The sequence below is a fragment of the Rhizobium sp. AN5 genome, assembly GCF_900215255.1.
Lineage (GTDB): Bacteria > Pseudomonadota > Alphaproteobacteria > Rhizobiales > Rhizobiaceae > Agrobacterium > Agrobacterium tumefaciens.
This window is the reverse complement of the sequence record NZ_OCMJ01000003.1, coordinates 1,742,267-1,754,747: the sequence shown is the minus strand read 5'-3', so window position 1 is coordinate 1,754,747 and position 12,481 is coordinate 1,742,267. Positions and strand designations below refer to the sequence as shown.

The 12,481-nt window shown below is 59.1% G+C and carries 9 protein-coding genes; 3 read left to right on the top strand and 6 right to left on the bottom strand.

Going from position 1 to position 12,481, the window contains the following annotated elements:
- Nucleotide 1 precedes the first annotated feature (1 nt).
- The 3 genes from CRP02_RS11440 to CRP02_RS11430 form a co-directional block, all read right to left on the bottom strand.
- Nucleotides 2-1,009: an ABC transporter permease gene (locus CRP02_RS11440; protein ID WP_004431273.1), complete on the bottom strand. Its 1,008-nt coding sequence runs from the start codon at nt 1,007-1,009 to the stop codon at nt 2-4.
- A gap of 87 nt (nt 1,010-1,096) precedes the next feature.
- Nucleotides 1,097-3,184: an ABC transporter substrate-binding protein gene (locus CRP02_RS11435; RefSeq protein WP_097171127.1), complete on the bottom strand. Its 2,088-nt coding sequence runs from the start codon at nt 3,182-3,184 to the stop codon at nt 1,097-1,099.
- A 108-nt stretch (nt 3,185-3,292) separates the two neighbouring features.
- Entirely contained in the window at nt 3,293-4,759 is a 1,467-nt protein-coding gene (locus CRP02_RS11430; RefSeq protein WP_013761095.1) for an alpha-glucosidase/alpha-galactosidase, read from the bottom strand.
- Nucleotides 4,760-4,956: 197 nt separating this feature from the next.
- Here CRP02_RS11430 and CRP02_RS11425 point away from each other — a divergent pair, with 197 nt between their 5' ends.
- On the top strand, nt 4,957-5,850 hold the full coding sequence (locus tag CRP02_RS11425) for an AraC family transcriptional regulator (protein ID WP_097171126.1): 894 nt from the start codon (nt 4,957-4,959) through the stop codon (nt 5,848-5,850).
- A gap of 73 nt (nt 5,851-5,923) precedes the next feature.
- Nucleotides 5,924-6,391, top strand: coding sequence for a hypothetical protein (locus tag CRP02_RS11420; RefSeq protein ID WP_179783988.1), 468 nt, complete (start codon nt 5,924-5,926; stop codon nt 6,389-6,391).
- Between the two features lie 12 nt (nt 6,392-6,403).
- Here the strand turns inward: CRP02_RS11420 and CRP02_RS11415 are convergent, their stop codons facing one another.
- The 3 genes from CRP02_RS11415 to CRP02_RS11405 are packed head-to-tail and all read right to left on the bottom strand — an operon-like array spanning nt 6,404 to nt 10,960.
- Nucleotides 6,404-7,315 carry a DMT family transporter gene (locus CRP02_RS11415; protein ID WP_097171124.1) on the bottom strand — a complete coding sequence of 304 codons (912 nt, stop codon included), beginning with the start codon at nt 7,313-7,315 and terminating at the stop codon, nt 6,404-6,406.
- Complete coding sequence (locus CRP02_RS11410; RefSeq protein WP_097171123.1) at nt 7,312-9,714, bottom strand: PIG-L family deacetylase; 2,403 nt, start codon at nt 9,712-9,714, stop codon at nt 7,312-7,314. Before CRP02_RS11410 ends, CRP02_RS11415 begins: the two co-directional genes overlap by 4 nt.
- A gap of 19 nt (nt 9,715-9,733) precedes the next feature.
- Nucleotides 9,734-10,960, bottom strand: a complete 1,227-nt coding sequence (locus tag CRP02_RS11405; RefSeq protein ID WP_097171122.1) for an ROK family transcriptional regulator — start codon at nt 10,958-10,960, stop codon at nt 9,734-9,736.
- Nucleotides 10,961-11,204: 244 nt separating this feature from the next.
- Here CRP02_RS11405 and CRP02_RS11400 point away from each other — a divergent pair, with 244 nt between their 5' ends.
- Nucleotides 11,205-12,470, top strand: coding sequence for an extracellular solute-binding protein (locus tag CRP02_RS11400; RefSeq protein ID WP_019566690.1), 1,266 nt, complete (start codon nt 11,205-11,207; stop codon nt 12,468-12,470).
- The last annotated feature ends 11 nt before the right edge of the window (nt 12,471-12,481 follow it).

The window sequence follows — 12,481 nt, the reverse complement described above, 5'->3', positions numbered from 1 at the left end:
CTCAAGCCCTCCCGAATTCGCGCACGCGCGGGTCGAGCATGGCGAGCAGCATGTCGGCGATGATGTTGCCGATGATGAGCGTGGCGGCCAGCACCATCATGAAGGTTGCGGTGACATAGACATCGCCGACCGCCATGGACCCGACGATGGCGGGACCGACGGTCGGCAGCGCGAAGATGATCGCAGTTTCGATTTCGCCGCTCAGCATATAGGGCAGCACGACGCCCTGATACATAATGAGCGGATGCACGGCGTTCGGCACGGCGTGGCGCATGATGACCGCGCCTTCCGAAAGGCCCTTGGCGCGCGCCGTCTCCACATATTGGGCGTTCAGCGTATCAAGCAGATTGCCGCGCATCACCCGCATATTATAGGCAAGTCCACCGAAGACGGCGATGGCGACCACCGGCCAGACATGGCTGACGAGATCGACGAACTTCCCCCATGACCATGGCGCACCGCCATATTGCGGAGAAAAGAAGCTGCCGATTTCCGACACGTCGAAATGAAACACCATCAGGTAGACGAGGATCAGCGCCATCAGGAAGCGCGGAATGGTCATGCCGAGAAAGGCGACGGTCGAAAGCAGATTGTCGATCCAGGAATATTGTCTGGTGGCGGCCCAGATGCCGAAACCGATGCCGAGAAGCGATGAAAGAATGTGGCAGACAAGGGCGAGTGCGATGGTGCGCGGCAGGCGTTCGCCGACCACATCGGCAACCGGCTTGTTGTAATAGAAGCTGTAGCCGAAATCGCCGCGTGTGATGATACCGCCGATCCAGTTGAAATATTGCACGACGATCGGCTTATCGAGACCGTGTTCGATGCGGTAGGCCTGCGCCTGCGCTTCCGCCTGTTCGAAGGACGCGCCGCCCTGGTTCATCAGTTGCGAGCGGATGTAGTCGGCATAGTCGCCGGGTGGCGCCTGAATGATGGCGAATGTCACCACGCTCAGGATAAGCAGCACCGGAATGGCGGAGCCTATGCGTATCGTCAGGAATCTCAGCATCGAACGGGTATCCTCCGCTTGGCTAGTCCGTGTGTCTCCGGCCGCGCTTCACGCGCGACCGGTACCGGGTTTTCTCCGGGAGGAGTTCTAGTTGATCGGGCCGCCCTCACCCGGCTTGCCGGGAAGCTGCTCGGGGAAAAGCTCGTATTTCCCCTGCTTGTCGGCCGCGACCCAAAGGCGTTCGCGGATGATGGCGTCTTCAGCCCAGTTGAACATGAAGATCGGCGTGCCCTGCGGCACATTCGAGAACCGCTTGTTGACGATGAGCGCGCCGGGATATTCGGTAAGCCCGATCGTGTAGAGGTTCTGCGTGTAGACCTTCTGATATTGCTTCATCAGTTCCGCCCGCTCGGCATTGTCCTGCGAGGAGATGAATTTGCGCACGATATCGGCCATCTCCTTTTCGAACGGCATCAGATCCAGTTCCTTGCCTTCAGGTGCGCGGTGGTTCCAGCTGGTGCGCGGGCCAACGGGTGCCAGCTGCTCGGTATTCTGCACCACGGACGAAAGCTCTGTGGAGTTGCGGCGCACCAGCCAGTCGAACTGACCGCCATAATGGGCCGCGTCGCGCTGGTTGGAATCAAGGCTGTTGATGACGAGGCGAAGGCCAAGTTTCGCCATTTGCCCGACAAGGCCTTCCGCGATGCTCTTGTCCGTCGTGTAGCCGTTATTGACCAGAAGAATGATCTCGACGTTTCGTCCGCCCAGTGTCTCCTTCGGGAAGTTCAAGAAGCCGTCGCCGTCGGTGTCCTTCAGGCCGATTGATGCAAGGGCGGCTTTCGCTTCCTTAAGGTTGAAGGGGTAATAGACCGTGGAATTGCGATCGTAAAAACCGGTGCCCGAGGAAATGCCACCCGGATAGATCGCCGTGAACGGACCCTTGACGAGCGAGTCGCCGATTGCCTTGCGATCGAGTGCCGAGGTCACCGCCTGACGGAACACCTCGTTGCGGTTCAGCTCGCGAATGGCCTGCCCGCGCTCGTCCGGATTGCCCCAGCCATTGGCGGAAAAGTTCATCTGCAGATTATAGCCGATCAGGCGTGGCCCGAAGGCAAGGCGAGCCGGCGCATTCGGGTCAGCTGCGCGTTTCAGCGAAGCGACGAAATTCTCCGGCTGTTCGAGATTGGAGAAATCGCCCGATCCCGCCACGGCCTGCACATCGCGATCGGCCCAGGTGGAAAGCTTGTAATGAAGCTCGTTGAGATAAGGCAGCTGCTGGCCCTTCTCGTCGACCTTCCAGTAGTATGGATTGCGCCTGAGCACGATGATGTCGTCGGGGCGATATTCCACCGGCACCCAACCACCCATGACAGGCATGTTCATATATTCCGGAGGAAAGGCGTTCTTGAACTGATTATAGGTGTTCTTGGAATATTTCGGATGCTGTGGCTTCAGAATATGCGCCGGTCCGGGGCAGAAGCTCGGATAAGCCATGGTGTAGAGATATTGCTTCGGGAAAGCGGTCTTGAAAGTCCACTCCACCGTATAGTCATCGATCTTTTTGAGCGTGGTGCCCTCGCCGAAGGCTTCGGGCGACGCGCCGCCGCCGAGCGGCGAGACGTTGGGATCGAGAACCGCATCTTCCCAGTAGAACATGACGTCATCGGCGTTGAACGGCACACCATCAGACCATTTGGCACCCTTGACGAGATGCATCGTCAGCTTGTGGCCATCCTGCGACCATTCCCAGCCTTTGGCGAGATTGGGCAGCGGTTCGGTGTCCTTGGCATTCACCTGAAACAGCGGCGCTGTGCGCGTCAGGCATTCGGAAAGCGCAATATCGATGCCGCCCCAACCCTGGCTCTGGCCGGCAATGTAGTTCCAGCCTTCGGGCCGTCCGCCGATCACATGGCGCATCGTATCGCCATAGACGCCGATGCCATCCACCATGTTGCCGGTCTTGTAGACCAGCGGCTCCTCAGGCAAGCGTTCCTTCAAAGGCGGCAGCTTGCCGGTCTTCTCGAATTTTTCGGTGATCCAGTCCGGCTCGCTGTAGCTCGGCAGGGCCTTGAATTCGAGGATCGAGTCGCGCGCCACATAATTGATCTTGCCTTCCGCCGGAAACTGCGGCGGCTCCGGCGGCGTGGTGGTTTCGAAGGCGTTCGCACTGAGTGCGATCATCGAAACACCAAGACCTAATGCCGAGATGATACCGATCTTGCGTTGAAGTTGCATCGTCATTCCTCCCAAATGGCAGCTCTTCGACCGCCCACCCTCTGTTGTCGCGATAGCCACGGTGGCGAACTCCCTTTTCACCACCGGCCTGTTCCCATGCTATTTCCTTCAAACGGCCTTTTTCAGCGCCGATTTTTCGGCCCGTAGTTCCTCGATTGAGCGCACATTGCGGCGCGCCGCACCCGCCCAGTCGCGGGTCTTGACGGTGGATTTCGCAAGCCGCTCCTTGGCATCAGGCACGGCATCCGCATATTGCGGCAGCCAGCGCGCCTGCGCGACAACCATCTCGTCCACCATCTGCCAGACCTCTTCCGGAGTGGCGACGGCGCCGACCAGCGGATCATGCAGCACGGCAAGCTTCAGAAGATCGATATCGCCGCTGACCGCCGCATGCACCGACATGCGCTGCACGTTGATAGACGCCATGCAGGTCGCTGCACAGGCTTCCGGCAGCGTGATACCCGAGACCATGTTGATGCCGAAACGATCCACGAAACCGGGCGACTCAATGATCGCATCAGAAGGAAGGTTGGTTATGACGCCATTGTTCTTGACGTTGAAGTGGCCGCGATAGACACGCCCGGTTTCAAGCGCCTCAAGAATGTGGCTCGCATGTTCGTTGGAGCGCTTCTCCGGCTCGATGGGCTTGGCGGCGGAGGCCAGGAACTGCGGGAATTCCGTTTCGAACCAGTTCCGCGTCTCGGTGGAGTGGCGCAGATAACCGCCTGTTTCGCCGTGAATCCAGTCCGACATATCGATCCAGCGGGCGATTTCATCCGGGCGCTTGCGATACCACGGCAGATATTCGGACAGATGTCCGTTGCTCTCCGTCGAATAGACGCCGAAACGCTTCAAAACGTCGATGCGCAGCTTTTCCTGCTGTGAGAAAACCGGATGCGCCTCGAAAGCGGCGACCAGCTCTTCTTTGCCGATCTTGCGGCCATTCAGCCTCAGATCGATGAACCATGTCTGGTGGTTGATGCCCGAGCAGATGTAATCAAGTTCGGACGGGGATTTTGCACCGAGAATTTCAGCGATCTGCTCCGCACCGTGCTGCACACCGTGGCAAAGACCAACCGTATCCACCTTGCCATATTCGATGGCTGCCCATGTATTCATGGCCATGGGGTTGGCGTAATTCAGGAATTTGGCACCGGGTGCGGCGACCTCGCGGATATCCTTGCAGAAATCCAGAATGACCGGAATGTTACGCTGCCCATAGAGAATGCCGCCGGCGCAGATGGTGTCACCGACGCACTGGTCGATCCCGTATTTCAGCGGAATGCGGATGTCGTCCGCATAGGCTTCCAGACCGCCGACCCGCACACAGCTTATGATGTATTTCGCACCCTCAAGCGCGCGACGGCGGTCGGTATGCGCCGTCACTTTCACCGGAAAACCGTTGGCTTCCACGACCTTGTCGAGGATCGCCCTGATCATATCCAGATTGTGCTGGCTGATATCCGTCAGCGCGACCTCGATGTCGCGAAACTCCGGCACGCACAAAAGATCGGTGAACAGTTTTTTCGTGAATCCGACGCTTCCGGCGCCGATTATAGCGATTTTGAAACTCATAACGCCACCTCTGTTGCAAATCGAACGGGTGAAACGGGCCAAACGATCATAATAAGGCGTTGCTAGAATATACCTGTAAGAATCCCGGAAAACCGGCACTCCTGAAAAATTCTCCGCAACAATATCGCGCTGGCTGTCTCCTCGGTTCGGGATTATGCGTATAATGACGAGCGGAACCAGAGAAGGATTATGCTTTCATGGGTAATTTTGTGCTGCGCGATTTGATCGATCAGGGACCGGGGATGCGGACCGTGTCGCTGCCCCGCGGCCGCCAGACCCTGCACACAATGCCCACCAGCAGCGGCTATGAAATCCGCAGCAGTGGCAATTATGACTGGGACGGACGAAAGCGCGGACAGACACCATTTACTGTGCTGCAATATTGCATTGGCGGACAGGGAAACCTTCGTTACGAAAACCGTCATTACGTGGTGAAGCCGGGCGAAACCCTCCTGCTGCTCATCCCGCACAATCATCGCTACTGGCTGGAAGCGGGAAAGCAATGGGAATTCTTCTGGATCTCCATGAATGGCGAGGAAGCCTTGCGCATTCACCGCAATATTCTTGCCGTCACCGGGCCGATCCTCAAGCTGCAACAGGAAACCGTCGATCATCTCGCCCATTGTTGCTCGCGCCTCGTCAACGGCGCGGAAACACCAGGGGCGGCCTCCGCCGTCGCGTATGAAGCGGCGATGACGCTTTATGACGACGTGTTCGGCTCGCATCCCTCCTTTGGCGGTGAATATCGCACCATGCAGCAGGTGCTGAGCTATATAGACGGGCATCTCGGAGATCGTCTTTCCGTCAGCGATCTTGCCGCCGTCGCCGGCCTCAGCCGAGCGCATTTTTCCCGTATCTTCACGGCAAGCGAAGGTCTGCCACCGGCCGAATTTGTATTGCAGCGACGGTTGCGGCGAGCAGCCAAGCTTCTCACCACAGCCGAAAACATCCCCATCAAGGAGGTATCCGTGCTATGCGGCTTCGAAGACCCGAACTATTTCTCGAAGGTCTTCCGCAGGCTATATGGCATCAATCCAAGCGAATTCCGCACCACCGGCATGTATGCGAGTGTTCAGCAGAGCAGATCGTAAAAAACAACTTCGTTTTGCCACGTTTCAGGCGATTAAGAATTGGCGATACAGCCCCTTTTGGAGACCGAATGAGGTGAACAACAAAATCAGGAAGATCCTCATCTTTCCGCTTCGGGCAATCATCGTGTTTGCCCTGATCCTCGACGGCATTTTTCGCCCGCTCTATCGGCCGATCATCAAGGCGATATCCAGACTGACATTCATCAGGAAACTGGAAAGCCGGATTGGCGGATTGCCGCGTTTTGCCATTCTTCTTCTGCTGGCGGTACCATTTGCCATCGCCGAACCGATGAAAATCATCGGCCTGCTCCTCATCGCGCACGGCACCGTCAAAACGGGAATTGCGCTGACGATCCTCGCTCACCTCGCCACATTCCTGATTGTCGAGCGCATTTACCACGCCGGTCGGGAGAAGCTCCTCACCTACGCCTGGTTCGCATGGATCATGCGATATGTGCGCTTTGCCCGTTCGTTTTACGATCGCTTCAAGCGCGCGACACTGGGCTGGATCCGGCTTAGCGTTCTGGCGCGTCAAAGATAAAAGCGGCACCTTTCACCGCCGGCCGCGCAACTTCTTCAAAAGATATTCCGCAAAGGCGGTTGCCTGCAAGGAGACGAGAATGATGGCAATGCCAAGAACAACACGGGCTTCAGGCACCTCGTCAAACAGGAAGTACCCCACAGCGGTCACGAACAAAATCGACAGATATCCAACGGGCGCCAGAACACTGGCGTCAGCGATGCGATAGGCCCGCAGGAAGCAATATTGCCCCATTTGCGCAAGCAGGCCGATGGCGAGCAGCGCCCCCCAGTCGAGCGGCATGACCGGTTTCCACGTCCAGATCGCCGGAACGGCGGTAATGACGGCAAGACCCACCGTGTAGAACACCATCATGACAGTGGTGTTTTCCTGCCGCAGCGCCCGGGTCTGGATCACCGCAAGGGCGCCGAACACGACGGAGACGAGGACGACGAGCACGCCTGCGTTAATCTCCGCGCCGCCCGGCCCGATGACTACAAGAACGCCAACGAATGCGAGACAAGCGCCGACCCAGCGATATCGGCTCACCTTTTCACCGAGAAAGACAACCGCCATGGCCATCGTCACCAGCGGGCGTGAGAAGCCGACAGCATTGACGGTGGCGAGCGGCAAGAGGGTGATGGCGACGAAGTTGCTGGTGAGCGCAATGGCGTTGCAGCAGATTCGGAAAAGGTTGCGCCAGGGATATTTGACGCGCGCCATTTCCCTCCGGTGTCGCCAGATAAGCGGCAGGATGAAGATCAGGCCGATCATCGCCCTTATAAAGACAAGCTGGAATGCCGGATAGGTCACACCCTGCGCCTTGACGAGGGCTGTCATTCCACCCGAAACGAGGGCCATATCCATGAGCAGCCAGCCGATGCCCGCGCGAGCATCGTTTTCGCGCGGGTTTTCCTGTTTTTCACTCTGGTCCTGGCCATTCACGCGGGTTGCACAAGGTTTGCCATGAGGCGGAATGCCCCCGGCACCAGCTTGTCCATCTGGTGGTGCAGCACGAGGCTTGTATGCGTATGCCGGCCCCTGCCAATGGCCGCCGAGACCAGCGCCCCTTTCAGAGGCTGTTCATCGACATCGTGCATGGCGAGCAGGGGTTCATAAGCATCATCCCAGCGCGCGGCGAAATAGAGCCCTCTCTCCTTGTCCCAGCCCGTCCAGTCGGCAGCACCGATCGTGTTGGGTCCGACAAGCAATGGATGATCGGGCAATAGCACCGTTACCTCCGCATTCGGGTCCGTCACCCGCCAACGCAGAGAAGGCTTACCGATCTCGAGCCGCCTGACGGGCGTCGTCTCCGGGCTCCATCCGTCGGTCGGCCGGTGATAGAGCGTGACAAGATGGCCGCCCTCTTCGACGAAGCGGTGAAGCCTTTCGGTTGCCGCAGCCAGATCCTTGCGAATGCCGAAGGCGAAGATGCCGACAACAATCGTCGTGAAGGACGAGAGATCACCGCCAAGCGCCTGCGGATCGAATTCGGTGACATCAAGACCCATGCGCGAAAGCCATGACCCGACCCGGTCGGCACCGCCGCCGACATAACCGACGCGCGCGCCCTCGGGCAGCCTGAGATCCAGCGAGAGGATTTTCAGAGCGGAGGGCGCCAGAAACCGCGCCCGGCCGATATGCGGATACGCGATGGACGTGATCTGGAAAGCAGGTTGCGAACCGACAAGCGCTTCGATCTGGGCAAGGCCGACCGCTGCCTCACCGGTACGTTCGGCAATCCAGTCATTGCCGGTCTTGCGCAGGTTCCAGCCACCCGCACCCCTGAACGACAGTGGCGCATCGGCACCCTTTATGTGTGCCTGAAAAACATGGGAATCCTGCCCCTGTCCAAGTGGAACCAGAAGCGCATCGGGCGAAATCGTCAGCGACTGCGCCGGCGTCACGAAAAATGGCTCCTCCAGATCGAAAGCGGCTGAAACCTCCCTGCCTCCAATCCTTACGGACAGGCGCACCGATGCATGTCCATTGCCACCTGAGGCTTTCCAGTCGGGCTGGTAAAGCCCGGAAACGGCCGCGTCCTGATCGGCGACAAGCGAGAAGACCATTGTCTGGCCACGCGACTGAACCGAAGACGATACGCCAGCCGGAAGGACCGGGGTAACCTCAACGTCAAATTCAGCCGCCTTTCCCGCGAGTTCCACATAGAGAGATGACGTCCCGCCCGGAACGATCTCGGCCGGCTCGGCATAGGCCCGCTCGAAAAGATCGAGTGCCGTCAGGATAGCTGCATCGACCTGCGCCCGTTTGCGCGCGATCCGGTGCCCATGCAACTCCCTGAAGTCCTGCGCTGCGGCCTCGTCGACCTCTTGTAAAAGAGCTGCCGCCGTCAGAAGTGACGTCGTAATCCGCTGCGTGTCGGGAAAGGCATCGATTGCGTCAGTGATTGCCTGTTCGGCCGCAACCAGCGCCTTTGCCAAATCGGCGGTCAGACCCGGAAAAGCCGAGAGGTCAGCCAGCGAGGATGGCAGCCTGTCGAGGATCGAGCTTTCCTCACTGCCCGCAACGTTGGAGAGCTCGAGATGCAGTGGCCATGCTTCCTGCGCCCGCTTCGGCCAATGCCCCATTCCCTGTGAGGCATGATAATAACGCGACCATTCGCCGATGCGGTCATATTGCGCGCCGGTTGCCCGCTCCTTGCCCACCGCATTGACTGTCAGCGTCGTTTCCGGCGGGGGCACTTCGTCATCATAGGTGTCACCACCACCAGACCATGCGGGAAGATAATACTTGGCCACCTTCCACGGCTTCAGCCCCTCGGAGAAATGCTCGGGATAGGCGGCAGGATCAGCCGCCAGCGCGATTGCGCTTTTCGCCGCGCGCGTCATGGCGCGGTGATGCCCGTGTTGTCCCGGCACATCGAGAAATGTCGGAATGACGATATCGGGCCGTTCCTTGCGATAGGCGCGCACCAGCCGCTCGACGATGCGCTGCTGCCCCCATCGACCAAAGGTCTGGTCGCCATCCTTGGAGAAGCCGAAGTCGTGGATGATATCCGCCGGGCCATGGCCGAGCCAGCTTATGTCCGCATCGATGATGCGGGCCGCCTCCTCCAGCTCCCGCGACCGGATGACGCCAAGCGCGCCCAGCCGCTCCGGCCCAAGCGCATTCTGCCCGCCTTCACCGCGCGTCGAGCAGGCGATGATGATCCGCATGCCCAGTTCCATCCGGAAATAGGCGAGAAGCCCGTTCTGCTCGTCGTCCGGATGCGCACCGGTGTGCATGACGGTGGCGGTGGATTTCAGTGCGCTCAGTTTACGGTGCAGACGCACGAGCCATGGATCGGCCATCTGCCGTTCGATGCGCTCCCGGGGGTTAAGCATGGGCGGTCTCCTCCAATATTCAGCCGGGCACCTGCGCTGCGGCGCCCAGGGACGTCTCGAGTTTTGGTGTAACGATGTCGAACAGCGGCAAGGCGGCAGCACCAAGCGCCGCCGTCAACTGTCCGGACTTGCCGTGGATGACGCGCGGCAACTCTCTTTGCCGCCGGCTTGCAACCGAAGTCGGCAGATGCCCCATCCGCGCAATCATCTCGCTGATGATGATTTCAGGCAGCGCACCGCCGAGAATGACCGTCTGCGGATCGAGAATGTTTTCGAGCATCGCCACCATGGGCGCCAGATGGACGGCTGCCTCGTCGATCCATTCCATAACGACCGGATTGCCCGCGCTGAACAGGGCTTCAAGATCGTCAAGCTCCGTGTCCGCAACACCGGCGCAGACGAGCTTTTCCTTGAGCACATAGACGGAAGCATAGGCTTCCAGGCAACCTCTTTGCCCGCAAGACGGGCAAGGCCTTCCCTTGGGCGAGACGGTCACATGGCCGATTTCGCCGGCGTTGCCGAAAGCGCCGCGATAGGGCGAACCATCCTGGATGATGCCGAGACCGATGCCGACGCCGAAATAGATCATGCAGAAATTCGGGATAGCCAGCCCTGCGCCGAACAGGCGCTCGCCGACGGCAGCGGCCGTCGCATCGTTTTCGACCACGACCTGTTGGCCGCAGGCATCGCTCAGCATCTGGCGGGCATCGATACCCACCCAGCCGGAGAGCGTCGTCGGACCGACCGAGGTCATGCCGTCGATCTCGAAAGGCCCGGGCATGACGACGCCGGTGCCGAGCAGCCTGCACCCGACATTCTTCGCAACCGCTGCATGCTCCGCCGCAAAGGTTTTGAGTATGGCGTCCGGCGTGGTGTCCTTGAGCGGGGTGACGCGCTGCGTGCGCAACACGCCGGCCAGATCAAGACCGACGGTGACCATATGGTCTGCGGCAATCTCCACCCCGATCGTTGCGCCACCATCCGGGTTGACGGCAAATTGTATCGGCGGCTGGCCCCTGCCGGTGCGCCGGCGACCAAGCTCTTTCAGGAGTCCCTCCCCCACCAGCTCATCGACGATATTGGCGACCGCCTGGGGTGTGAGATGCGTGATCTTGGCTAACTGGGCGCGGCCAAGCGAGCCGTGCCGCCTGACGATGTCGAGGACGACTCGCCTGTTGTGTTCGCGGCTGCGCTCAGGATTTTTTCCGATTGCTACGGGATAGGTATCCACCGTGTGCACCGTCATCTCTTCAACTTCCCGTCCGTTAGAAAATTCATAGCGTCGAAGTGAGGATAAGCGCAATATAATAATTCAAGTAAATTATGTTATTGACAAATGCTCGCCTTCAGAGAACCGTAGAGAGCGACCGGGGGTCAGAATTGCAAGGGGCGGAACGCGTAACATTCCGCTGCCGGCAAATCGATGAGCGCGCGCGAAAGCGCGGATAAAGGGAACGATCACTCCGCATCCGGAAGACCGGACGGAGAAAATGGAGGCTTACATGCGCAGGGCAACTTTGTTCGCCGGCTTGGTCGCCGGTTTCAGCACATTTGCATTCAACGCCGCACAGGCGGTTGAAATCGAATATTGGCAATATGTCTTCGACACACGCGTCAAAGCGATGGACGAGCTTATCGCCGAGTTTCAGAAGGCCAATCCGGATATCACCGTCAAACAGGTGACCTTCCCTTATGCCGACTACCAGACGCGAGTGATTGCCGCCAACATGTCCGGTAAAGGCCCTGACGTGATGCAGCTCTTCTACGGCTGGCTCGACAAGTTTGCAGCCGGCGGCATCTTGCAGCCGCTGCCGACCGACGCTTTCCCGCATGACAAGATCGAAAGCGAATTTTTCCCCATCGTCGGCGCCATGAAGCGCGGCGACGATTATTACGGCCTGCCGACGGCGGTTCGCTCGCTCGCACTTTTCTACAACAAGAAGCTCTTCACGGAAGCCGGTCTTGACGCCGCCAATCCGCCGAAGACGCTGGACGAATTTGTTGCCGCGGCGGAAAAGATCGCCAAGCACGATGCCGCCGGAAACCTGACCGTTGCAGGCTCCACGCTCGATATGGGCGGTCAGGACCACCAATGGTGGCGCGAAGTTCTTATCCGCCAATATGGCGGCGAGCCCTACACCGACAACGACCAGAAAGTCACCTATGACAGCGAGGCGGGCATCCAGGCGCTGAAGTTCTATACGAGCCTGCAGCTTGAAAAGAAGATCGGTCAGGTGGGCTTCATGGACGAAGGCCAGGCTGCCTTCCGTGCCGGCAAGGCAGGCATGACCATCGACGGCACGTTCAGGCTTGGATCTTTCAGAACCATCAAGGACTTCGAGTGGGGCGTGACCGAGCTTCCCACCAACGACAAGAATATCCGCTCCAACTATGCCAGCTATTTCGCCAATGGCATCAGCGCCAAGACAACCGGTGAAGAACTGGAAGCGTCGAAGAAATTCCTCGCTTACATCTCCTCACCGGAAGCCATGGCGATCTGGCTGAAGACGGTTGGCGAGTTGCCGGCGCGGCGATCTGCGGCGTTGACCGAGGAGAACCTGAAAGACCCGATCTATGCACCGTTCCTGAAGGGTCTCGAATACGCCCATACGACACGGTTCATGGATGAGGCAGCCCAGCGGCAGAATGCCATCGACATGACGAACCGGATTTTGCTCGAGGGTCAATCCGTCGAGGAGTCCATCAAGCAGGCGGCCAGCGCCGAGCAGGAAATCATCGACGCGGCCAAACCGTAAAACCGCAGGTC

What these genes read in the sequence shown, in the direction of transcription:
- CRP02_RS11410 (WP_097171123.1), bottom strand. Translation starts at nt 9,714, where the DNA reads ATGCTTAACCCCCGGGAGCGCATCGAACGGCAGATGGCCGATCCATGG.
- CRP02_RS11405 (WP_097171122.1), bottom strand. Translation starts at nt 10,960, where the DNA reads ATGACGGTGCACACGGTGGATACCTATCCCGTAGCAATCGGAAAAAAT.
- CRP02_RS11435 (WP_097171127.1), bottom strand. Translation starts at nt 3,184, where the DNA reads ATGCAACTTCAACGCAAGATCGGTATCATCTCGGCATTAGGTCTTGGT.
- CRP02_RS11440 (WP_004431273.1), bottom strand. Translation starts at nt 1,009, where the DNA reads ATGCTGAGATTCCTGACGATACGCATAGGCTCCGCCATTCCGGTGCTG.
- CRP02_RS11430 (WP_013761095.1), bottom strand. Translation starts at nt 4,759, where the DNA reads ATGAGTTTCAAAATCGCTATAATCGGCGCCGGAAGCGTCGGATTCACG.
- CRP02_RS11400 (WP_019566690.1), top strand. Translation starts at nt 11,205, where the DNA reads ATGGAGGCTTACATGCGCAGGGCAACTTTGTTCGCCGGCTTGGTCGCC.
- CRP02_RS11425 (WP_097171126.1), top strand. Translation starts at nt 4,957, where the DNA reads ATGGGTAATTTTGTGCTGCGCGATTTGATCGATCAGGGACCGGGGATG.